The 20,876-nt window shown below is 70.7% G+C and carries 20 protein-coding genes and 1 pseudogene; 6 read left to right on the top strand and 15 right to left on the bottom strand.

The genetic code is table 11. The annotated features are described in order from the left end of the window. The first annotated feature begins 4 nt into the window (after nucleotides 1-4). Nucleotides 5-1,889 (top strand): annotated as a pseudogene (locus tag PGN37_RS18380) (gamma-glutamyltransferase family protein). Here PGN37_RS18380 and PGN37_RS18375 read toward each other — a convergent pair. From PGN37_RS18375 to PGN37_RS18365, 3 genes are read right to left on the bottom strand one after another with little or no spacing between them, the layout of a single operon-like run. Further along, a complete protein-coding gene (locus PGN37_RS18375; RefSeq protein WP_335332439.1) occupies nucleotides 1,870-2,355 on the bottom strand; it encodes a PH domain-containing protein in 486 nt (161 codons plus the stop codon). The pseudogene PGN37_RS18380 and the gene PGN37_RS18375 overlap by 20 nt on opposite strands. Then, complete coding sequence (gene ribH / locus PGN37_RS18370) at nucleotides 2,352-2,834, bottom strand: 6,7-dimethyl-8-ribityllumazine synthase (RefSeq protein WP_335332438.1); 483 nt, start codon at nucleotides 2,832-2,834, stop codon at nucleotides 2,352-2,354. The genes PGN37_RS18375 and ribH overlap by 4 nt, the downstream gene beginning before the upstream one ends. Beyond that, a complete protein-coding gene (locus tag PGN37_RS18365; protein WP_335332437.1) occupies nucleotides 2,831-4,102 on the bottom strand; it encodes a bifunctional 3,4-dihydroxy-2-butanone-4-phosphate synthase/GTP cyclohydrolase II in 1,272 nt (423 codons plus the stop codon). Before PGN37_RS18365 ends, ribH begins: the two co-directional genes overlap by 4 nt. 111 nt (nucleotides 4,103-4,213) lie before the next feature. On the opposite strand from PGN37_RS18365, the gene PGN37_RS18360 reads away from it, so the two are divergent. Continuing rightward, a complete protein-coding gene (locus tag PGN37_RS18360; RefSeq protein WP_335332436.1) occupies nucleotides 4,214-4,576 on the top strand; it encodes a DJ-1/PfpI family protein in 363 nt (120 codons plus the stop codon). Between the two features lie 21 nt (nucleotides 4,577-4,597). Next, entirely contained in the window at nucleotides 4,598-4,906 is a 309-nt protein-coding gene (locus tag PGN37_RS18355; RefSeq protein WP_335332435.1) for a hypothetical protein, read from the top strand. Between the two features lie 23 nt (nucleotides 4,907-4,929). Here PGN37_RS18355 and PGN37_RS18350 read toward each other — a convergent pair whose 3' ends face one another. After that, a complete protein-coding gene (locus tag PGN37_RS18350; RefSeq protein WP_335332434.1) occupies nucleotides 4,930-5,523 on the bottom strand; it encodes a riboflavin synthase in 594 nt (197 codons plus the stop codon). A gap of 61 nt (nucleotides 5,524-5,584) precedes the next feature. Between PGN37_RS18350 and PGN37_RS18345 the strand changes: the two genes are divergently transcribed. Together PGN37_RS18345 and PGN37_RS18340 are read left to right on the top strand one after the other, a co-directional pair. Beyond that, nucleotides 5,585-6,289, top strand: coding sequence for an LppX_LprAFG lipoprotein (locus PGN37_RS18345; RefSeq protein WP_335332433.1), 705 nt, complete (start codon nucleotides 5,585-5,587; stop codon nucleotides 6,287-6,289). Further along, a complete protein-coding gene (locus PGN37_RS18340; RefSeq protein ID WP_335332432.1) occupies nucleotides 6,289-7,872 on the top strand; it encodes an MFS transporter in 1,584 nt (527 codons plus the stop codon). Before PGN37_RS18345 ends, PGN37_RS18340 begins: the two co-directional genes overlap by 1 nt. Here PGN37_RS18340 and PGN37_RS18335 read toward each other — a convergent pair. From PGN37_RS18335 to PGN37_RS18295, 9 genes are all read right to left on the bottom strand, one after another. After that, nucleotides 7,839-8,024 carry a hypothetical protein gene (locus PGN37_RS18335; RefSeq protein ID WP_335332431.1) on the bottom strand — a complete coding sequence of 62 codons (186 nt, stop codon included), beginning with the start codon at nucleotides 8,022-8,024 and terminating at the stop codon, nucleotides 7,839-7,841. The two genes, PGN37_RS18340 and PGN37_RS18335, sit on opposite strands and share 34 nt — an antisense overlap. A gap of 177 nt (nucleotides 8,025-8,201) precedes the next feature. Then, nucleotides 8,202-9,203 carry a bifunctional diaminohydroxyphosphoribosylaminopyrimidine deaminase/5-amino-6-(5-phosphoribosylamino)uracil reductase RibD gene (gene ribD, locus PGN37_RS18330; protein WP_335332430.1) on the bottom strand — a complete coding sequence of 334 codons (1,002 nt, stop codon included), beginning with the start codon at nucleotides 9,201-9,203 and terminating at the stop codon, nucleotides 8,202-8,204. Further along, nucleotides 9,200-9,895 carry a ribulose-phosphate 3-epimerase gene (rpe, locus tag PGN37_RS18325; protein ID WP_335332429.1) on the bottom strand — a complete coding sequence of 232 codons (696 nt, stop codon included), beginning with the start codon at nucleotides 9,893-9,895 and terminating at the stop codon, nucleotides 9,200-9,202. The genes ribD and rpe overlap by 4 nt, the downstream gene beginning before the upstream one ends. A gap of 4 nt (nucleotides 9,896-9,899) precedes the next feature. Then, nucleotides 9,900-11,312 (bottom strand): RsmB/NOP family class I SAM-dependent RNA methyltransferase, encoded by a 1,413-nt coding sequence (locus PGN37_RS18320; protein WP_335332428.1) that lies wholly within the window; start codon nucleotides 11,310-11,312, stop codon nucleotides 9,900-9,902. Further along, nucleotides 11,309-12,235: a methionyl-tRNA formyltransferase gene (gene fmt / locus PGN37_RS18315; protein WP_335332427.1), complete on the bottom strand. Its 927-nt coding sequence runs from the start codon at nucleotides 12,233-12,235 to the stop codon at nucleotides 11,309-11,311. Before fmt ends, PGN37_RS18320 begins: the two co-directional genes overlap by 4 nt. Before the next feature lie 20 nt (nucleotides 12,236-12,255). Further along, nucleotides 12,256-12,792 (bottom strand): LemA family protein, encoded by a 537-nt coding sequence (locus PGN37_RS18310; RefSeq protein ID WP_335332426.1) that lies wholly within the window; start codon nucleotides 12,790-12,792, stop codon nucleotides 12,256-12,258. After that, nucleotides 12,786-14,612 (bottom strand): DUF2207 domain-containing protein, encoded by a 1,827-nt coding sequence (locus PGN37_RS18305; protein WP_335332425.1) that lies wholly within the window; start codon nucleotides 14,610-14,612, stop codon nucleotides 12,786-12,788. Before PGN37_RS18305 ends, PGN37_RS18310 begins: the two co-directional genes overlap by 7 nt. Before the next feature lie 5 nt (nucleotides 14,613-14,617). Further along, the gene (locus tag PGN37_RS18300) at nucleotides 14,618-16,564 is read right to left on the bottom strand and encodes a primosomal protein N' (protein ID WP_442932963.1); all 1,947 of its coding nucleotides are present in this window, start codon (nucleotides 16,562-16,564) and stop codon (nucleotides 14,618-14,620) included. Nucleotides 16,565-16,614: 50 nt separating this feature from the next. Continuing rightward, complete coding sequence (locus tag PGN37_RS18295) at nucleotides 16,615-17,322, bottom strand: lysoplasmalogenase (RefSeq protein WP_335332423.1); 708 nt, start codon at nucleotides 17,320-17,322, stop codon at nucleotides 16,615-16,617. 42 nt (nucleotides 17,323-17,364) lie between these two features. On the opposite strand from PGN37_RS18295, the gene PGN37_RS18290 reads away from it, so the two are divergent. Next, nucleotides 17,365-18,282, top strand: a complete 918-nt coding sequence (locus tag PGN37_RS18290; RefSeq protein WP_335332422.1) for an alpha/beta hydrolase — start codon at nucleotides 17,365-17,367, stop codon at nucleotides 18,280-18,282. Between the two features lie 10 nt (nucleotides 18,283-18,292). Here PGN37_RS18290 and metK read toward each other — a convergent pair whose 3' ends face one another. Both metK and coaBC read right to left on the bottom strand, forming a co-directional pair. Continuing rightward, complete coding sequence (gene metK, locus PGN37_RS18285; protein WP_335332421.1) at nucleotides 18,293-19,501, bottom strand: methionine adenosyltransferase; 1,209 nt, start codon at nucleotides 19,499-19,501, stop codon at nucleotides 18,293-18,295. 118 nt (nucleotides 19,502-19,619) lie between these two features. Continuing rightward, complete coding sequence (gene coaBC, locus PGN37_RS18280; protein ID WP_335332420.1) at nucleotides 19,620-20,864, bottom strand: bifunctional phosphopantothenoylcysteine decarboxylase/phosphopantothenate--cysteine ligase CoaBC; 1,245 nt, start codon at nucleotides 20,862-20,864, stop codon at nucleotides 19,620-19,622. Between the last annotated feature and the right edge of the window lie 12 nt (nucleotides 20,865-20,876).

The following is a 20,876-nucleotide window of genomic DNA, read 5'->3' as shown; positions in this document are numbered from 1 at the left end:
GGTGATGGCTGCCGTGCTGGTCTGTGCCGGTTGCGCCGTCCGCGAGTCCCACGCAGCGCCCGCGGGCCCGTGCGCCATCGTGACCAACGGCACCCCGCAGAGCAAGCAGCAGGGCGGTCGCGACGAGTCCGCGCCGGAGACCGCGACCGGCTATCGCACCGACATGACCGCGGTACGCACCGGCCACTACGCAGTCGCGACCGCCAACCCGCTCGCCACCCAGGCCGCCTGCGAGGTACTGCGCGACGGCGGTACCGCGGCCGACGCGCTGGTCACCGCGCAGGCCGTCCTCGGACTGGTCGAACCCCAGTCCTCGGGCATCGGCGGCGGAGGCTTCCTGCTGTACTACGACGCCGCCGCGACATCGGTCCAGGCCTATGACGGCCGTGAGATCGCCCCGGCCGCCGCCACCGAGAACTATCTGCGCTGGGTCTCCGACACCGACAGGACCGCACCGAAGCCCGATGTGCGCGCCTCGGGCCGCTCGATCGGCGTACCCGGCATCGTGCGCATGCTGGCCGACGTGCACGCCCAGCACGGCCGCACAGCCTGGCGAGATCTGTTCGGACCCGCGGTCCGGCTCGCCGACGACGGGTTCGAGATCAGCCCCCGACTGGCGGCAGCCATCGCCGATGCGACTCCGAAGCTGCGGGCAGACCCCGCCTCCGCCGAGTACTTCCTCGAACCCGACGGTTCACCGAGGTCGGTGACGACCCGGTTGACCAATCCCGCGTACGCGAAGACGCTCGGTGCGATCGCGAGCGATCCGGCTTCGCTCTACACCGGGCCTATCGCGGCAGACATCGTGGCCGCGGCCGCCGACACCACCGGTGGACGCACCCCGAGCCTGATGACGACCGAGGACCTCGCCGGGTACCGCACCAAGATCCGGCAGCCGCTGTGCACGCCGTATCGCGGCAAACAGATCTGCGGCATGCCCCCGCCGTCGTCGGGCGGCATCGCCGTGGCCGAGACGCTCGGCGTCCTCTCGCACTTCGACATGGCCGCGCACCGGCCCACCGACGTCGACGCCAATGGCGGTCGCCCCACCGTGCAGGGCGTGCATCTGATCGCCGAGGCAGAGAGGCTCGCCTACGCCGACCGCGACCGCTACGTCGCGGACACCGACTTCGTCGCGCTGCCCGGGGGTTCACCGGACGCTCTGCTGGCCGCGGACTATCTCGCCGGCCGGGCGGCGCTCGTCTCCCCCCGACCGCACGATGGGCACGGCCAAGCCCGGCGAGTTCGGGCCGCCCACGGCGCCGGTTCCTCCCGTCCCCGAACACGGCACGAGCCACATCAGTGTGGTCGACGCACAGGGCAATGCCGCATCGCTGACGACGACCGTCGAGTCGGCCTTCGGCTCGTTCCACATGGTCGACGGCTTCGTGTTGAACAACCAGCTGACCGACTTCTCCGCCGAACCCATCGGACCCGACGGTGCGCCCGTCGCCAACCGGGTGGAGCCGGGCAAACGGCCGCGCAGCACGATGGCTCCGACACTCGTCTTCGACACCGATCCCGGCGGGCAGCGGGGCCCGCTGTACGCGGTGGCCGGCTCACCGGGCGGTTCCACGATCATCCAGTTCGTCGTGAAAACGCTTGTCGGGATGCTCGATTGGGGTCTGGATCCGCAGCAGGCCGTCTCGATGGTCGACTTCGGCGCCGCGAACTCCCCCACCACCAACGTGGGCGGTGAGCACCAGGTGATCGACCTCGCCGACGAGGGCCGCAACGACCCGTTAGTGACGGGCCTGCGGGAGCTCGGTCATCAGGTCGACCTCGCCGATCAGTCCAGCGGGCTCTCGGCGATCGTGCGCGCCGGGCCCGGCTGGGTGGGCGGTGCCGATCCGCGCCGGGAGGGCGCGGTCATGGGTGACGTCGGTTGACCCCGTCGGCGCCCTGATAACGCTCCATGGCAGCGCGGACGCGGTCCATCGCGTCGACGGCACGGGCTTTGTCGACGGCCTGGATCGCCATGACCGCGACGTACTCGTCGTCGGGCAGGTCCAGCCGGGCCCAGCGCGCACCCGGATGGAACGACAGGCCCCGCACCACGCCCCAGTCGAACACGCGGTAGCCGAACAGGTTTCGCACTGCGACACCGGCGGCCCCGACGCGCAGCCGCGGCCGGGCGAACAGGCAGACCAGGGCTCCGAACACCACACCGAGCCCGGCGAAGGCAACCTGATCGGATGTCTGGAAGATGACCCCGGTCGTCCCGACCTTGAGCAGCACCCCCACGATCACGTGGGCCGCGACGATCACGACAGCGGCGCCGTAGGCGAAGATCGGGGTCAGGTGCGGCTTGACCTCCACATCCCACCCCGGGACGTCGCGATCCTGGGCACTCATGACGGCGAGGCGAGCCGGCGCAGCGTCAGCGCCGTCGACAACGCGGCGGCGGCCGCCTGGGCGCCCTTGTCCTCCGCCGACTCGGGCAACCCGGCCCGATCGAGGGCCTGGTGTTCGGTGTTGGTGGTGAGCACGCCGTTGGCCACGGGAGTCGACTCATCCAGCGACACCCGGGTCAGGCCCTGAGTGACCGCGTCGCACACGTAGTCGAAATGCGGTGTCTCCCCGCGGATCACGACGCCCAGCGCAACGACGGCGTCGTGCGTCCTGGCCAGAGCCTGCGCGACGACCGGAATCTCGATCGCTCCGAGCACCCGCGTCACGGTCGGATCGGTGACACCGGCCTCGGCGGCGGTGCGGCGCGCGCCGTCGAGCAGCGCATCGCAGATGGTCTCGTGCCAGGTGCTCGCGACGATCGCCAGCGACAACCCCGACGCGTCCAGCTCCGGCATGTCGGGCACGCCTGCGGCAGGGCTCATTTGGTGCCGCCGATGTCGCCGGGCCGGACCTCGTCGTAATCCTCGAGACCGACGAGGTCATGGCCCATCCGGTCCCGCTTGGTCATCAGGTAGCGAATGTTCTCCGAGTTGGCCCGCACCGGCAGCGGCACCCGCTCGATGATGTGCAGGCCGTAGCCGTCGAGGCCGACGCGTTTGGCCGGGTTGTTGGTCAACAGGCGCATCGAGCGCACGCCGAGGTCGACGAGGATCTGCGCGCCGGTGCCGTAGTCGCGGGCGTCGGCAGGCAGACCGAGCTTGAGGTTCGCGTCGACGGTGTCGTCGCCGGCGTCCTGCAGCTGGTAGGCCTGCAGTTTGTGCATCAGGCCGATGCCGCGACCCTCGTGACCGCGCATGTAGAGCACCACGCCGCGGCCCTCCCGGGCCACCATCGCCAGCGCGGCGTCGAGCTGGGGGCCGCAATCGCAGCGTCGCGAACCGAACACGTCACCGGTCAGGCACTCCGAATGCACGCGGACCAGCACGTCGTGCCCGTCCTCGTGGGGGCCCGCGATGTCGCCCCGCACCAGGGCGACGTGCTCGACGTCCTCGTAGATGCTGGTGTAGCCGACGGCCCGGAACTCGCCGTGCCGGGTGGGGATGCGGGCCTCGGCGATGCGCTGGATGTGCTTCTCGTGCTTGCGCCGCCACTCGATCAGGTCGGCGATCGAGATCAGCGCGAGGTCGTGCTCGTCGGCGAAGATGCGCAGCTCGTCGGTCTGGGCCATCGCGCCCTCGTCCTTCTGGCTGACAATCTCGCAGATCGTGCCCGCCGGCTGCAGCCCGGCCAGCCGGGCCAGGTCGACGGCGGCCTCGGTGTGGCCGGGGCGGCGCAGCACCCCGCCGTCCTTGGCGCGCAACGGAACCACGTGCCCGGGCTTGGTGAAGTCGTCGGCCACTGCGGTCGGATCGGCGAGCAACCGCATCGTCGTCGCCCGGTCCGATGCCGAGATACCTGTTCCCACACCGTGTTTCGCGTCGACGGTGACGGTGTAGGCGGTGCCGTGCTTGTCCTGGTTGACCGCGTACATCGGCAGCAGGCCCAGCCGGTCGCAGATCTCCCCGTCCAGGGGAACGCACAGGTAGCCGGAGGTGTAGCGCACCATGAAGGCCACCAGCTCAGGGGTGGCCTTCTCGGCGGCGAAGATCAGATCGCCTTCGTTCTCGCGGTCTTCGTCGTCGATGACGACGACGGCCTTGCCTGCGGCGATGTCCGCCACCGCCCGCTCGACCGAATCCAGCCTCGTCATCCTCACCACCTTGCCGGTTCCCGCGCGAGAACCACGTATGTCTCGTTCAGTATGAACCACGCGGCAGGCCGCATTATTGCCCGCCTGAGCCAGCCCGCGATACTTCCTCTCATGGCCGCCACCGACGCGCTCACCATCGGCGCTGTCGTCTTCGACGACATGGACCAGATCGACGTCACAGGCCCCTACGAAGTTCTCGCATCGTTGCCGAACGTGACGTTCACCACCTACGGGCTCACCGACAGGCCGGTTCGGGACTACCGCGGCCTGCGGCTGCTGCCCGACGCCGTGATCGAGGACGCACCCCAGCTCGACGTGCTGCACGTGCCGGGCGGGCCCGGGCAGCAGGCCGTGATGGAGGACGAGCGGCTGATGGGCTGGTTGGGCGACCAGGCGACCGGCGCCCGGTGCGTGCTCTCGGTGTGTACGGGCGCGCTGCTGCTCGGCGCTGCGGGCCTGTTACGGGGCCGCTAGGCGACCACGCACTGGGCCGCGATGGATGTGTTGCCGATCTTCGGGGCGGTTCCGCGCCCCGAGCGGGTGGTGACCGACGACACATTCGTGTTCGCGGCCGGCGTCACCGCCGGCATCGACGCCGCGCTGGTGGTGGCCGCCATGCTGCGCGGCGTCGACGAAGCGCAGGCCGCGCAGCTGACGATGCAGTACGCCCCCGAGCCGCCGTTCACCGCGGGCTCACCGGACACCGCGCCCAAGGCGGTGGTGCACACCGTCACCGACCGGATGACCGCCATGCGTCGGGACCGCATCGACACGGCCCGGCGTATCGCGGCACGGTGGGCCTGATTGGTGAGGCCCGCTGGGCCTGATTAGTCGCGCGCCATCAGCCGTTCGACGTACTTCGCGATGACGTCGACCTCGAGGTTGACCGGGGCCCCCACCTCGGCGCTGCCCAGCGTGGTCAGGTCGAGCGTGGTGGGGATGAGCGACACCTCGAACCAGTCGTCGCCGAGCCCCGACACCGTCAGCGACACCCCGTCGACGGTGATCGAGCCCTTCTCCACGATGTAGCGTGACAGCGCCTCGGGCAGCCCGATGCGCACGACGGTCCAGTGCTCCGAGGGCGTGCGGGACACGATGTGGCCGGTGCCGTCGACGTGGCCCTGCACGATGTGGCCGCCCAGCCGACTGCTGACCGCGGCCGCCCGCTCGAGGTTCACGCGGGTCCCGACGTCGGCGCCGCTGAGGCTGGATCTGTTCAATGTCTCGGCCATCACGTCGGCGGAGAACGAGCCGTCGGCCAGCACGTCCACCACGGTGAGACAGACCCCGTTCACGGCGATCGAATCCCCGTGTCCGGCATCTGAAGTCACGATCGGGCCACGAATGACCAAACGTGCGGCGTCGCCGAGGTTTTCCCGACCGACGATCTCGCCCAGTTCTTCGACGATTCCGGTGAACACCTGTCCAGCCTATGCCCACCGGCGGACGGTCCCTGTCCGGCGCACCATCTACGATGCAGGCATGCAGACCCGCCTCTTGGCGCTCGTCGCCGCCCTCTTCGCTGTCGTCACCCTGGTCGCGGGGTGCTCGGGCTCGTCGTCCCAGGACTCCGGGACCGACCTCCCCGACGCCACCACGTTGCTGCGGGAGTCCACCGACACCACGAAAGCGCAGACCAGTGCACATTTGAAGCTCGCCGTGCAGGGGCAGATCGCCGAGTTGCCGGTGGAGTCCCTCGAAGGTGATCTGACCCAGAAGCCGGCGGTGGCCGCCAAGGGCACCGCCGACATCGTGTTCCTGGGTCAGAAGCTCGAGGGCGTCCAGTTCGTGGTGTCCGACGGCGACCTGTATGCCGCGATCACCGCGGGGGGCAGCCTCTCGAACTTCGGGCCGGCCGCCGACATCTACGACGTCGCGGCGATCCTGAGCCCCGACAACGGCCTGGCCAACGTGCTCGCGAACTTCTCCGACGCGAAGTCCGAGGGCCGCGAGACGATCGAAGGCGTCAAGACGGTCCGCATCACCGGAAACGTGCGGGCCGACGCGGTCAACAAGATCGCGCCGCAGATCGCCGCGAAAGGCCCCGTCCCGGGCACCGCGTGGGTCGCCGAGGACGGCAACCACGAGCTCATGCAGGCCCGCCTGGAACCCACCCCCGGCAACAGCGTGACGATGACATTGTCGAAGTGGGGTGAGCCGGTGACGGTCGACAAACCGGCGGTGTGATGCACAGCACACCCGCCCCCGCGGCGAACCGCAGTATCGCGATCGCCGCCGGTGGCCTCGCGGTTCTGCTGGGAGCGCTCGACACCTACGTCGTAGTCTCGGTGATCCGCGACATCATGGCCGACGTCGGTATCGCCATCAATCAGATCCAGCGCGTCACCCCCATCATCACCGGCTACCTGCTGGGCTACATCGCGGCGATGCCGCTGCTGGGCCGGGCCTCGGACCGGTTCGGGCGCAAGATGCTGCTCCAGGTGAGCCTTGCCGGTTTCGCCGTGGGGTCGGTCATCACCGCGCTGTCGACCGATCTGACGATGATGGTGATCGGCCGCGCCGTGCAGGGCGCCGCGAGCGGCGCACTGCTGCCCGTCACGTTGGCACTGGCCGCCGATCTGTGGGCGAGCCGCAACCGCGCCGCGGTGCTCGGCGGCGTCGGTGCCGCCCAGGAGCTGGGCAGCGTGCTCGGCCCTCTCTACGGCGTGGCCCTGGTGGCGGCGTTCAGCCACTGGCAGGCGGTGTTCTGGGTGAACGTTCCGCTGGCCGCGGTGGCGATGGTGATGATCCATTTCAGCCTGCCGGCCGCGGACAAGGATCGGGTGAGGGAAAAGGTCGACGTCGTGGGCGGGTTGCTGCTCGCCGTCGCGCTCGGACTCGCCGTGGTCGGGCTCTACAACCAAGCTCCGGACGGCAAGCAGGTGTTGCCGAGCTATGGCCTCCCCGTGCTGATCGCCGCAGCGGTCGTGGCGGCCGCGTTCTTCGCGTGGGAGAGGTTCGCCACCACTCGGCTGATCGACCCCGCCGGGGTGCGGTTCAGGCCGTTCCTGGCGGGTCTGGGCGCGTCGCTGTGCGCGGGCGCCGCGCTCATGGTCACTCTCGTCAACATCGAGCTCTTCGCCCAGGGTGTCCTGGGCAAGGAACAGCAGGAGGCGGTCTTCCTGCTGGTTTGGTTCCTCGGCGCACTTCCGATCGGCGCGTTGGTGGGCGGATGGATCGCCACGAAGGTGGGCGATCGGATCGTCGCTTTCGTCGGCCTGCTCATCGCCGGGGCCGGGTACTGGCTGGTCTCGAAGTGGACGGTCGACGTACTGAGCGCCCACCACGACCTCGGATTCGTGCAGCTGCCGACCTTCGACACCGACCTCGTGATCGCCGGTATCGGCCTCGGGCTCGTCATCGGCCCGCTGACCTCTGCCACCCTGCGAGTGGTACCGGCGGCGCAGCACGGCATCGCCTCGGCCGCGGTGGTCGTGGCGCGGATGATCGGCATGCTGATCGGCATCGCGGCGCTGTCGGCGTGGGGCCTCTACCGCTTCAATCAGTACTTCCAGGAGCGCCTGGCCGCGCTTCCCGCGCCGAGCGGCGTGTCACCCGGCCAGATGCTCCTCGAGCAGGGCCGACGCCAGCTCCAGGCGACGCGGGAAGCCTATGTGCTGCAGTACGGCGAGATCTTCACGATCACCGCTGTGGTGTGTGTCGTCGGGGCCTTACTGGGGTTGTTGATCAGTGCCCGGGATGAGCGGGCCGACGAGCCGGACCTCGAGCCCGGGCCTCAGCAGCGCTCGAGCCCGCGGCCCATCAGCTGAGGCTCGGCGGCGAAGTCGATGACGTCGTCGACGTGACGGGTGTCGTCGGCAGTGTCGTCCATGGTCAGCCCCCGCCAGGCGTCGCGGATCACCGCCTTGATGGAATCGGGAGTGACCGGGCTGTAGCTGAGCCAGTCCTGCAGTGCAGTCATGCTCTATGTCCTTTGTTCGTGCTCACCATGCGCAACTCGTCGGTGAAAGCGCGATATTCCCCGTCAGTCTACCGAGGAATCGGCGGGGTCGGGCCCGCAGCTCTTCTGGCGCGTCGCATCACGGCGTCCACGGAAACCCTTGATGGACAATAGGTCACGATTCGATAACGGGGCTTTTCAGGCCCGAATCAGGCTGAGCAAGACATCCGGACCGACCGGATGAACCCCGTCGAAACGCCACCGGTGGGCCTGCCCGATGCTCGACACGCCGACGTCGTCGACGGCGGTGATCGGCCCGCCGAGCAGGATCGGCGCGACGTAGGCGAGGATTCGATCGATCACGCCGGCCCGCAGGAACGCCCCGGCCAGGGTCGGGCCACCTTCCACCAGCACATCGGTGCGGTCCGACAGCGCCTGGATCACTTCATGCGGATCGCGGGTACGGATCACCATCGTGCGCGAATCATCGTTGAGAACAGTTGCGTCAGGCGAGATCTCACGCATGCCGACCACGACCCGCAGCGGCTGGTGGTCAGTGAGGCTGCCGTCTGAGCGGCGGGCGGTCAGCGCCGGGTCGTCGGCGAACACCGTGCCAGTGCCCACCACGATCGCATCGGCAATCGCGCGTCTGCGGTGTACGTCGGCGCGGGCCGCCTCGCCGGTGATCCACCTGCTCGTACCGTCGGCGGCCGCACTACGCCCGTCCACACTCGTCGCGAATTTCCATGTCACATGCGGCATTCCGGTCCGCTGCTTGTGCAGCCACTCGCGCAGCGGGCCGCCCGACACCACGTCGGCGCCGACCCCCGCGGTCACGGTGACGCCCGCACGGCTCAGCCGCGCGGCGCCACCGGCCGCGACGGGATTCGGGTCGGTGACAGCGAAGACGACCGTCGCGACCCGGGCGGCGAGAAGTGCGTCCACACACGGTGGCGTGCGGCCGACGTGGTTGCACGGCTCGAGCGTGACCACGGCGGTCCCGCCGACGGCCCGCTCCCCCGCGCGGCGCAGCGCCAACACCTCGGCGTGCGGGCCGCCGGGCGGTTCGGTTGCGCCCACGCCGGCGATCTCTCCGTCGGCGTCGAGGATCACCGCCCCCACAGGCGGATTGGGATAGGTTGTGCCCTTGACCTTTTCGGCCTGCTCGACAGCCGCGGCCATCGCGGCGTCGAGGTTCACGGCGCGAAGTGGCTCGCGGCCGTGGCCGCCTGGGCACGCAGCGCCGACACTGCCTGCGCGGGGTCCTCGGCGCTGTAGACCGCCGAGCCCGCGACGAAGCAGTCGACCCCGGCCTCGGCCGCCGCCTCGATCGTGTCGTCGTTGATCCCGCCGTCGATCTCCACGAGCACGGTCAGTTCTCCGGAATCGACCAGCCGCCGCACGATACCCACCTTGGCCAGCACCTCGGCGATGAACTTCTGCCCCCCGAACCCGGGTTCCACCGACATCACCAGCAGTGTGTCGAAGTCACGCAGGATCTCCAGGTACGGATCGACCGGAGTGCCCGGCTTGATGGCCAGGCCGGCTTTGGCGCCCGCGGCGCGGATGTCGCGGGCCACCGCGCGGGGATCATCGGTGGCCTCGGCGTGGAAGGTGACGTTGTGGGCGCCCGCTTCGGCGTAGGGCGGCGCCCAGCGGCCGGGGTCGTCGATCATCAAATGACAGTCCATCGGGATGTCGGTGACCTTCAGCAGCGACTCGACGACGGGCAGTCCGAGTGTGAGATTGGGCACGAAGTGGTTGTCCATCACGTCGACGTGCAGCCAGTCGGCGCCCTCGACGGCGGCCACTTCGTCGGCGAGCCGGGCGAAGTCGGCGGCCAGGATGGACGGCGCGATCATCGGGGCGGTGCGGGTGGACTGTCCGGGCATGGGGTCAGCCTATCGGGGGCCCGGTGACGCGTAGGGCGGCGGCGAACATCGCGTCGGTTCCGTGCCGGTGCGGCCACAGCTGCACCGACAGGGAATCGCCGGTGTCGGCGGCCGGGGCGAACAGCTCCCGGGTGTCCAGCGCTTCGACGGGCTGGCGGCGCAGCGCGTCGGCCACCACGCCGGTGGTCTCGGCCAGGTGCGGCGAGCACGTCGCATACAGCACCACACCGCCGGGGCGGGTCAACCGGATCGCCGAGGCCAGCAGCTCACGCTGGAGTTTGGCCAGCGGAGCCACGTCACCGGGTTGGCGGCGCCACCGCGCTTCGGGTCTGCGTCGCAGAGCGCCCAGCCCGGTGCAGGGAGCGTCGACGAGCACGCGGTCGAAGCCCGGTGTCAGGCCGGGATCACGCCCGTCGACCCGGAGCACCTCGACGGGCAGGCCCGCGGTGTTCTGTTCGACCAGCTCGGCACGGCGCGGGGTCGGCTCCACCGCTGCGACGGCTGCGCCGGCGGGCCGGCCCAACCCGGCGAGCAGTGCGGTCTTGCCGCCGGGCCCGGCGCACAGATCCAGCCACCGGCCGCCGTCGGGACCGTCGAGTTCGGCCAGCGTCAACGCGCGGGCGACCAGCTGGCTGCCCTCGTCCTGCACGAGCGCGCGGCCGTCACGGACTGCGGCGAGCCCACCGGGGTCTCCCTCGGTGAGATGGACTGCGTACGGCGAGAATCGGCCGACGGTACCGCCGACCTGCCCGGCCAGTTCCTCGGCGGTGATCTCCCCCGGACGGGCGACCAGATGGACCGCCGGGCGGGCGTCGTCACTGCTCAGCAACGCCGCCAGCTCGTGGGCGCGGGCACCCAGTGCGTCGGCGAAAGCCTGTGCGACCCAGCGCGGATGCGCATGCACGAAGGCCAGGTGGCCGATCGGATCGCCGGCGGCGGGCGGGGCCAGTTCCGCCACCCACGACGCCTCGTCGCGGCGGGCGATGGTGCGCAGCACGCCGTTGACGAAACCTGCACGCGCCGTGTCGAATTCGATACCGGCCTGCTCCACCGTCGTCGACACCGCGGCGTGGTCTTCGACCCGGGTGCGCAAAATCTGGTAAGCCCCCAGCCGCAGCAGGTCGAGCAGCACGGGATCGATGTGGTCGACCGGGCGGCCCGCCGCGGCGCCGATGATCGCATCGAGCAGCCCCTGCGCGCGGCAGGTGCCGTAGGTCAGCTCCGTGGCGAATGCGGCGTCGCGGCCGGTGATTCCGCGCTCACGCAGCATCGCCGGCAAGGCGAGGTTCGCGTACGCGTCGCGCTCGGACACCGCGCGCAGCACGTCGAACGCGGCCCGGCGGGCCGGGTCCAGCGGTGTGCGCCGCTGGGGGCGCCGGGGCCGTTCGGGGCGTTGGGGCCGGCGGGGGCGCGTCACAGGAGCGATCCGCTCTCGTCGAGGCGCGCACCGCGGGCCCAGTCGGCGGCGTTCATCGGTTTCTTGCCGGGCGGCTGCACGGTGTGCAGTTCGACGGCGTCGGTGCCGGTACCCACGAGCACTCGTTTCTTCTCGATGCCGAGTCGGCCCGGTGCCAGATCGCCGCGGTCCGCGACCGACACGGGCCCGATCTTGACGCGCTGCTCGCCGAGCATGGTCCACGCGCCCGGGTTCGGGGTGACAGCGCGGACCCGCCGGTCCACCACATGGGCAGGCAGGTCCCACCGGACCCGGGCGTCGTCGACGGTGATCTTCGGGGCAACGCTGATGCCCTCGCTCGGCTGCGGCACCGCGGTGAGCGTGCCGTCGGCGATGCCGTCCATGGTGGCTTCCAACAGACCGGCACCCGAGTCGGCCAGGCGCGAGAGGAGGTCGCCTGCGGTGTCGCGCGAGGTGATCGTCTCGGTGACGACGCCGTACACCGGGCCCGAATCCAGGCTCGGCTCGATCTGGAACGTGGTCGCCCCTGTCACGGTGTCCCCTGCGGCGATCGCAGCCTGCACCGGTGCGGCGCCCCGCCAGGCGGGCAGCAGCGAGAAGTGCAGGTTCACCCAGCCGCGTGCGGGCACGTCGAGGAGCGCGTCACCGAGCAGGGCGCCGTAGGCCACCACGGCGCAGCAGTCCGGGGCCAGGTCGGCGAGTTCAGCGACGAACTCCGGGGAGTTGGGGCGCGCGGGGCGCAGCACCGGGATGCCGGCGTCGAGGGCGAGCTGCGCCACCGGCGACGGGGTCGGGGTGCCGCGGCGGCCGGCTGCGGCATCGGGGCGCGTCAGGACCGCGATCACCTCGTGGCGGGGCGACGAGAGGAGGCGACGCAGGGACGGAAGAGCCGGCTCCGGGGTGCCGGCGAACACGAGACGCACCGGGTCAGTCTAGGAACCGACTACCGGGCCATCTGGTAGTACTCCTTCTCGCCGACCCCGCTCAGCGGTGCGACGAACATCCACGGAATGGTGCCGAGCAGCCGATTGAGGTCAGCGACCGCGTCGTTGTAGTACTGACGCGCGAACGCGAGCTTGTCCTCGGTGTCGGCGAGGTTGCGTTGCAGGTCGAGGAAGTTGGCGGACGAACTGAGCTGCGGTGAGCTCTGACCGAGGGTCATCAGCGGTGTCAGCGCCGCGTCGAGCTGCCGCTCGGCAGCGCTGCGTTGCGCCACCGAGCGACCCGCCGTCGCCGAGGTGAGCGCCTCGCGCGCATCGGTGACGCGATCCAGGACGTCCTTCTCGTGCGCGGCGAAGGTCGCCACCGTGTGGACGAGGCTGGGAATCAACGCCGCCCGGCGGGTCAGTTCGACGTCGATGCCGGCAAGTGCCTCCGCGACACGCACGTCGGCCGACCGGATCTTGTTGTAGCCGAGCACGTATCCGGCACCGATCAGCAGGACCAGTACCAACACGGTGGCCAGCACGACGCTCACCATGACCCTCCTCCTCCGCCGCCGCCACCGCCGCCGCCACCACCGCTGAAGCCGCCGCCACTCGACGAGGACGACGAGGACGACGACTGCGACGCGGTGTACGCGCCGATCGACGAGGACAGCGCCGATTCGAAACTGTCGAAGTTCGCACCACCGGAGCTACTCGCCGCCGCCCACGACGTCGACGAACCCGAGGTGACATACCAATCGGGTTGCGGCGCTGCGGCGTTCATCGATGTCTGATACTTCTTGGCCCAGGCCGCCGCCACCCCGCCGGCCACCGCGAACGGCACGTAGGCGGTGTAGAGATCGCGGCGGGCCGCGAAATCGAAGCGAGTCTCGGCCGAGTTCGTCGCGAGCACGCGGTGGAACCCGCCGGCCCGGGACCACAGTTCGCGCCCCGCTGCGGTGCGGCGCGACCCGACACCGTCCCGCCAGGACGCCGCGGTGATCAAGAAGAACACCGCGAAGGGCAACGCCCACAGCGTGATCGGGAAGCCCCAGCGGAAGAACCCGCAGACCATCAGCAGGAACGCGACCGCGTTGGCCGCACGCAGCCACAGTTCCTTCTTGCGCGCCACCAGCAGACCGTCGTCACGCGCCCATGCCTGCACGGCCTTGGTCATGTCCTCCTTGGCCTTGGTCAGCTTCTGACCTGATGTCACGGACTTCGTGGCCGAGAATTCGCTGCCTGAGTTCATGAGCTTGAGCCTGGAGGCGACCGCGAGGCTGACCGGGTCGAGGCCCGACCACTGGCCGGGCTGGGCGATGCTGCGCAGCTTCCATTCCTTGTCGCCGCGCTGCTGCAGCGTGATGAGTTTGCGCTCGGCGAGGTAGAACAGTGTCGCGGTCAACCCGTTCTTGGGTACCGCCTCGGTGCGGATGTACTCGACCTGCACCGGCCCCAGCCCCGGCGGCGGCGCGTACTGCAGCGGGAAGCCCGGCGGCGGCTCGACCACACTGCGCAACCACACCGCCGCGCCCGCACCGAAGGCCACCGTGACACCGAGCAGCCACAGCACCACGGTGACCGACTGCCCGAGGATGCGGTCCCACGTGTACGGCCAGGGCACGGTCGCGCGGGCCGGCGTCGCTACGTCCACGCCCGCGCGCAGGGTGACCGGTGTGCGCGGCGGCAGGTCTGATGCCGCGGCGACCACGGTGTCCCCCGCCGCGCGCAGATCGTCACACGCCCGTCCCACGCCGGAGCCGATCGAGCACTGCACCGCCCCGACCCTGCCCGGCAGCGTCACGGAGATCTCCGCGCGGTCGATGCGGTTGTTCCACGACGGGGCGATGACGTTCCAGAAGAACACCGACGGTGAGTCCGCGGGAGCGCCCGCGGACTGGGCGAAGGTGCGATCGGCGCCCGTGGGGCCGGGATCCAGCACGCCGCGGATGCGGTAGGCGATCTCGAAGACGTGGCCACCGTCGGACAGGGTGCGGTCCGGATCACCGATCTTGGCGACCCGGAAGCGTCGGCCGTCTTCCCACAGCATCTGGTAGGGCACGGGCGCCCCATCCAACTGGATGGAGGTGATCTCCGGTGGCTGCCGGACGTGAGAATCGTTGCGGTTGGCCACATCCCAGTATCGGAAGATGCCGTGACGGTCGGTCGTGTACACCTGCGCGGTGATGGTCTCGACCGCGGTCATGTCCCCGGCCGCGTCCACGGTCGCGGCCATCTGGAAGTCGCTGATCACCACGGGGTCTTCGGGCGGCGGTCCGTCGCTTCCCCCACCGGTGAACAGAAGCGGCCACAACAGTCCGAATGCGATGAGCAGCAGCGGGATCGACGCCTTGGCCAGCCGCCTGACGGACATGGGCATCACCCTATGTGCAACGGGTCGATCTGGATACGCACCGGCTCATGGTCGTGGCGGGCGCTGTGCACGGCGGTGGCTTTACGCAGTGCCGCGGCCAGGGCTAGGCCGTCCGCGCGCGCCGCTCGCGCCAGCATGCGGATCACCGGGTGCTCGGGCGCGACGCCCGGCGGGCGGCGCACGCCCACCGGCAGGTCGACCGGCCCGAGCAGATCCGTGCCTGAGGGCAGCGCCGAATCGTCGAGCAGCGCGTGCACGGCGTCGGCGGTGCCGTCGACGGCCGCCATGTGCACCGCGGGCGGGAGCCCGACCTCGGCGCGCGCCTCGAGCTCGTCATCGGCGTGGCCAACGGGATCCCAGCGGATGAGCGCCTGCACGGTCGGGATCGCCGACTCGGCGACGACCACGACTGTTCCCCCGTCCTCGCGGCGGCGAACCAGAGCCGCGGCCGACATCCAGCGCCGCAGCGTGTCCTCGGCCGCGCGGAGGTCTTGTCGGCCGAGCAGCGCCCAGCTGTCGAGCAGCAGTGCTGCCCCGTAGCCGCCGTCGGCGACGGGTTCGACGCCCGGCGTGGCGACCACCACCGCCGCGCGCTGCGGGACGGACTCCACCACCGCCTCTCCGCCGGAGGTCACCACGGCGACGCCAGGGAACGCCCGGCCGAGTTCCTCCGCAGTGCGCCGAGCGCCGACGACCACCGCGCGGACCGCGTCCGAGCCGCACCGGGAACACCGCAGCGCCAGTTCCTCGCGGCCACACCACCTGCAGACCGCGCCTGCCGCGTCGCGGCTGGCCAGCGACAGCGGTCCGGTGCAGTGCCGGCACCGGGCGACGGTGCGGCAGCGTGCGCACGACAGCGCCGGTACGTATCCGCGTCGGGGCACCTGCACGAGCACCGGGGCGCCCGCCGTCAGCGCGGTGCGGGCAGCGTCGAGCGCGACAGACGGCAGCCGCGCGGTCCGCGCGGCGGCGTCGCGCTCCTGGGCGTAGGCACTGTCCTCCAGCGCGATCACCCGCGGCGCGCACACGCGGACGGTCTGCCGCGGTGCGGTCAGGTCGTGAGCCCAGCCGCCGCGTACCAGCGCCTGCGCCTCGGCAGTGCGGGCATGACCACCGATCACCGCAGCACAGCGCAGCTGGTGGGCACGCAGCATCGCGACCTCACGGGCGTGTGGATAGGGGGCCCGGGGTTCGGCGAGCGAATCGTCGCCGTCGTCCCACATCAGCACCAGCCCGAGATCGGCGACCGGAGCGAACACCGCGCTGCGGGTGCCGATGACGACCCGGGCGTCCCCCCGCAGCACCGCGAGCCACCGGCGGTACCGCTCCGACGGCCCTAACCCGGCCGACAGCGCCACCACCCGCGCGGGCTCCACGAGCTCGCTGCACGCCGCCGAGAGCCGGTCGACGTCGCGCTGGTCGGGCACCACGGCGAGGACCGATCGGCCCGCGTGCACGGTCACCGCCGCGGCCTCGGCCAGCCGTGCCGGCCACGCGTCGCCCGGCAGCGCCTGCCAGACCGCGCGGGCGGCACGGCCGTCCCGCAGCGCGGCGATGAACTGCCCACCGCCGCTGTAGGCCGACCACGCCGCGGCGTCGACGTCCCCGGCGACGAAGGGATCGAGCGGGACCGGCGGCTTCTTCTCGACGGTCGCGTGCCGCGGCGGGATCGCCAGCCGCAGCACGTCGGCGCGGGTGCCGGCGTACCGGGCGGCGACGGCGTCGACGAGCCGGCGCACATCGTGTGTGAGCACCGGTAGCGGGGACACCACCTTTTCCAGCCACCCGAGGCGGCCGCTGTGGTCGGTCTCCGAGCGGCGCTCCAGCACGAACGCGTCGACCAGGCGGCCGTTGAACCGCACCTTGACGCGGACCCCCGGTTGCGCGTCGTCGGACATGTCGGCCGCGACCAGGTAGTCGAAGTCCCGGTCCAGGTGCGGCACGGTGAGCATCGGCAGCACCCGCGCGATGGGTTCGTGCTCGGCTGCCTGCCGTCCTGCGGTCACCCCGCAGGTCTAGCAGAGGGCTCGGACGACCGGCCGAACAGCACGCCCGCGCTGATCAGCAGCAGCGACGCGGCGTAGACCCACCAGATCGGCACCGCCAGCGTCTCGTCTCCGAGGACGAACCGGCCGATGCCGATCATCGCGTCAGACACCGCGAAGCAGACCGCTCCGAGTGCCGTCCAGGGCGTCGGCAGGTCGGCGAGCAGCGCCGTGCACACCATCGCGCCCAGCACCGCGATGTACGCCGTCACCGGAACCGCCATCCCGTCGGCGACCAGTCGCGGCCAGAACCACACCAGCAGACCCGCGCAGGCGAGCACGGTCAGCCCAGCCGCAGCCAGCCGGACCGGTGTCGCCCGCACCAGCGGCCAGAGCAGGACGAGGAAGCACACGTGCGCCACCAGGAACGCGGCCAGCCCGAGCACGAACGACGGCTGCCACCAGGGCATCGCGAGCAGGAAGTCACCGGCGGCGGAGAACAGGAGCGCAGCCACCAGCCAGCGTCGCTCACGGACGATCGGGTGCGCCCACGCGGCGACGGCGAGCAGCACCGCGGCGAGGGCCTTGACCGCAGGCTGGGCGGCGAAGCGCCCGGTCAGCTCCGCACCGGCGGGTACCTGTGTCGCGGTGACGATCAGGAACACCCCGTAGGCCGCGGCCACCGCGGCGGCGGCTCCCCACAGGGCGGTACGGCGAGTCGTCACAGGTGCGAACCTACTAAAACGGCGGGCGCTACCGTGTGGGCCATGGCTGACCTCGATCCCGTGCTGGCGAAGGTTCTCGACGCGGTGCCGTTCCGACTCACCACCGACGGCGGGCCGGAGCTCGCGCGGCAACGTTTCGCCGAGCTGCCCCGGGCGGCGGTGTTCCCCGAGGTCGCGGCGACCGAACGCGACGTCGCCGGCCCGGCCGGTCCGGTGCCCGTCCGCATCTATCAGCCGCCGACCGAGGGGCCGGCGTTACCGGTGGTGATCTTCATCCACGGTGGCGGGTGGTCGGTGGGCGACCTCGACACCTACGACGCAGCGGCCCGGTTGCACGCTGTGCGCGCCGAGGCGCTGGTGGTGTCGGTCGACTACCGCTTGGCGCCTGAGCACCCCTATCCCGCGGCCGTGGAGGACGTCTGGGCGGCGACACAGTGGGTGGCCGCGCACGCCTCAGAGCTCGGGGGCGACGCCACCCGCCTCGCCGTGGCGGGCGACTCAGCCGGCGGCAACCTGGCTGCGGTCGTCGCGCAGCTGGCCCGCGACGCCGGCATCGCGATGCGCGTGCAGCTGCTGTGGTACCCGTCGACGACCTTCGACACGTCGTTGCCGTCGTTCACCGAGAACGCCGAGGCACCGATTCTCGGACTGGCCGAGTGCAAGGCGTTCACCCGCTGGTACGTCGGCGACACCGACCTGTCGCAACCCCCGGCGACGTTGGTGCCCGCCGTCGGAGACCTCACCGGTGTCGCGCCCGCCCACATCGTCATCGCAGGCCACGATCCGTTGCGTGACGACGGCGCGCGCTACGCCGAGCTGCTGACGGCCGCCGGGGTGGACGCTCACCTAGAGAGCGCCGACACGCTGGTGCACGGTTTCCTCGGCTACTACGGCGTCGTGCCTGCGGCGACAGAGGTCACCGACCGGGCACTGGAGGCGTTGCGCGCCGCGTTGATCTAGCCGGTCAGGGCTAGACGGCAGATTTCAGGTCGTCGACCTTGTTCAGCTGCTCCCACGGCAGATCGATGTCGGTGCGGCCGAAGTGGCCGTAGGCCGCGGTCGGCGCGTAGATCGGTCGCAGCAGGTCGAGGTCGCGGACGATCGCGCCGGGGCGCAGGTCGAACACCTCGAGGATGGCCTTCTCGATCTTCACCGGGTCGACGGTTTCGGAGCCGAACGTCTCGACGAACAGGCCCACCGGGGCGGCCTTGCCGATCGCGTACGCGATCTGGACCTCGACGCGCTCGGCCAGGCCGGCGGCGACGACGTTCTTGGCGACCCAGCGCATCGCGTAGGCGGCCGAACGGTCCACCTTCGACGGGTCCTTGCCGGAGAAGGCGCCGCCACCGTGGCGGGCCCAGCCGCCGTAGGTGTCGACGATGATCTTGCGGCCGGTCAGGCCCGCGTCGCCCATAGGTCCGCCGAGCACGAACTTGCCGGTCGGGTTGACCAGGATGCGCGGGTTCGAGGTGTCCAGCGTCTCGTGGCCGAGTTCGGTGAGCACCGCGTCGATGACGTGCTGCTTGATCTCCGGGGCCAGCTGGGTGTCCAGATCGATGCCGTCGGCGTGCTGTGTGGACAGCACGACGGTGTCCAGGCGCACCGGGGTGGTGCCGTCGTACTGAACGGTGACCTGGGTCTTGCCGTCGGGGCGCAGGTAGTCCAGCGTGCCGTTCTTGCGGACTTCGGTGAGCTTGCGCGACAGGCGGTGCGCCAGCGCGATCGGCAGCGGCATCAATTCCGGGGTGTCGGCAATCGCATAGCCGAACATCAGGCCCTGGTCGCCGGCGCCCTGGGAGTCCAGCGGGTCGGCTGCCCCCTCGACGCGGGTCTCGTGGGCGGTGTCGACGCCCTGCGCGATGTCGGGCGACTGTGCGCCGATCCCGATGTTCACGCCGCAGGTGGCCCCGTCGAAGCCCTTGTCGGAATGGTCGTAGCCGATGTCGAGGATGCGGGCGCGCACGGTGTTGGTGATGTCGGCGAACGCCTCCTTGGCCGAGGTCGTCACCTCGCCCACCACGTGCACCTGGCCGGTCGTGACCAGGGTCTCGACCGCGACACGGGACTTCGGATCGCCGGCCAGCAGTGCGTCGAGCACCGAATCGCTGATCGCGTCGCAGATCTTGTCCGGGTGCCCCTCGGTCACCGACTCACTGGTAAACAGCCGAGCATCACTCACGTGCGATCCCTTTCACTTCCACTGTCTGTGCCGGCACACGGCGGCGCCTCTAGCACCCAAGCGTGTCCCCCTGCGGCGCGCAACCTTTACGCGCACGCCGTTATCTGTCGTTCGCCGCTCACCTGCTCTGCAGGAAGCCGACGATCGCGTCCACAATACGGCTCGCCATCACCGTCTTCGAACCGTGCTCCAGTGCGGCCTCCGTACCGTCGGAGGACAGCAGCCAACCGTCGTTGTTGTCGACCTCGAATGCCCGGTTCTCCCCCACGGCATTGACGACCAGCAGATCGCATCCTTTGCGGACGAGCTTCGCGCGCGCATGGAAGAGCACGTCTCCGTTGGCGTCGCCGGTTTCCGCGGCGAATCCGACGATGGCCCGCATGTTGGGCAGCTGCCCGTCCGCGCGTGAACGCACCGCGCCGGCAAGCACGTCGTCGTTGCGGATCAGCTCGATGGTCGGCTCGCCCTCGCCTGCCGGGCCTTTCTTGATCTTGGTGAGCACCGGGTTGGCGGGCCGGAAATCGGCGACTGCCGCAGCCATCACGAGCACGTTGGCCGCCGCGGCATGCTTGGACACGGCGTCGCGCAGCTGGGTGGCCGATCCGACGTGCTCGACGTGCACGCCGGCCGGATCGATCAGCCCGGCGGTGTGCCCCGCGATCAGCGTCACGTCAGCGCCGCGTTGCGCCATCACCCGCGCGAGCGCGTAGCCCTGTTTGCCGGAGCTCCGGTTGCCGATGAACCGGACGGGGTCGATGGGTTCGCGCGTACCGCCGGCGGTGACCAACACCTTCACCCCGGCCATGTCGTAGGGCAGCGCGTCGGAGCGCACCAGCAGCAGCTGAGCCAGGGTGCTGATCTCTTCGGCCTCGGGGAGTCGGCCCGGACCGGTGTCAGCGCCGGTGAGCCGGCCTGAGGCGGGTTCCATCACCACACACCCGCGGCGACGCAGAGTGGCGACGTTCTCGACCGTCGCCGGATGGAACCACATCTCGGTGTGCATCGCCGGTGCGTAGAGGACCGGACATCGCGCAGTTAGCAGAGTGGCGGTGAGCAGATCGTCGGCGCGGCCTACGGTGGCTCTGGCCAGCAGATCCGCCGTCGCCGGTGCGACGACGACGAGGTCGGCGCCCTGTCCGATCCGGACGTGGGGGACCTCGTGGACATCGTCGAAGACGCCCGTGTGGACGGGATTACCCGACAGCGCCTCGAAGGTGGCCGCTCCGACGAACTTGAGGGCCGATTCGGTGGGGACCACCCGCACGGAGTGACCGGCCTCGGTGAGCTGACGGACCACGGTCGCCGCCTTGTAGGCGGCGATGCCGCCGGCGACGCCGACGATGATCCGCTTGCGATCGGCCATGGGCCGCAGCCG

It is taken from the genome of Mycobacterium kyogaense (assembly GCF_036946525.1).
Classification (GTDB): Bacteria; Actinomycetota; Actinomycetes; order Mycobacteriales; family Mycobacteriaceae; genus Mycobacterium; species Mycobacterium kyogaense_A.
The sequence above is the reverse complement of the archived record's forward strand: the minus strand, read 5'-3'. Positions and strand labels throughout refer to the sequence as shown.

What these genes read in the sequence shown, in the direction of transcription:
- PGN37_RS18375 (WP_335332439.1), bottom strand. Translation starts at nt 2,355, where the DNA reads ATGAGTGCCCAGGATCGCGACGTCCCGGGGTGGGATGTGGAGGTCAAG.
- PGN37_RS18355 (WP_335332435.1), top strand. Translation starts at nt 4,598, where the DNA reads ATGGATGTGTTGCCGATCTTCGGGGCGGTTCCGCGCCCCGAGCGGGTG.
- PGN37_RS18360 (WP_335332436.1), top strand. Translation starts at nt 4,214, where the DNA reads ATGGCCGCCACCGACGCGCTCACCATCGGCGCTGTCGTCTTCGACGAC.
- ribH (WP_335332438.1), bottom strand. Translation starts at nt 2,834, where the DNA reads ATGAGCCCTGCCGCAGGCGTGCCCGACATGCCGGAGCTGGACGCGTCG.
- PGN37_RS18340 (WP_335332432.1), top strand. Translation starts at nt 6,289, where the DNA reads ATGCACAGCACACCCGCCCCCGCGGCGAACCGCAGTATCGCGATCGCC.
- rpe (WP_335332429.1), bottom strand. Translation starts at nt 9,895, where the DNA reads ATGCCCGGACAGTCCACCCGCACCGCCCCGATGATCGCGCCGTCCATC.
- PGN37_RS18310 (WP_335332426.1), bottom strand. Translation starts at nt 12,792, where the DNA reads ATGGTGAGCGTCGTGCTGGCCACCGTGTTGGTACTGGTCCTGCTGATC.
- coaBC (WP_335332420.1), bottom strand. Translation starts at nt 20,864, where the DNA reads ATGGCCGATCGCAAGCGGATCATCGTCGGCGTCGCCGGCGGCATCGCC.
- PGN37_RS18300 (WP_442932963.1), bottom strand. Translation starts at nt 16,564, where the DNA reads ATGCTCACCGTGCCGCACCTGGACCGGGACTTCGACTACCTGGTCGCG.
- PGN37_RS18290 (WP_335332422.1), top strand. Translation starts at nt 17,365, where the DNA reads ATGGCTGACCTCGATCCCGTGCTGGCGAAGGTTCTCGACGCGGTGCCG.
- PGN37_RS18345 (WP_335332433.1), top strand. Translation starts at nt 5,585, where the DNA reads ATGCAGACCCGCCTCTTGGCGCTCGTCGCCGCCCTCTTCGCTGTCGTC.
- PGN37_RS18305 (WP_335332425.1), bottom strand. Translation starts at nt 14,612, where the DNA reads ATGTCCGTCAGGCGGCTGGCCAAGGCGTCGATCCCGCTGCTGCTCATC.
- PGN37_RS18335 (WP_335332431.1), bottom strand. Translation starts at nt 8,024, where the DNA reads ATGACTGCACTGCAGGACTGGCTCAGCTACAGCCCGGTCACTCCCGAT.
- PGN37_RS18365 (WP_335332437.1), bottom strand. Translation starts at nt 4,102, where the DNA reads ATGACGAGGCTGGATTCGGTCGAGCGGGCGGTGGCGGACATCGCCGCA.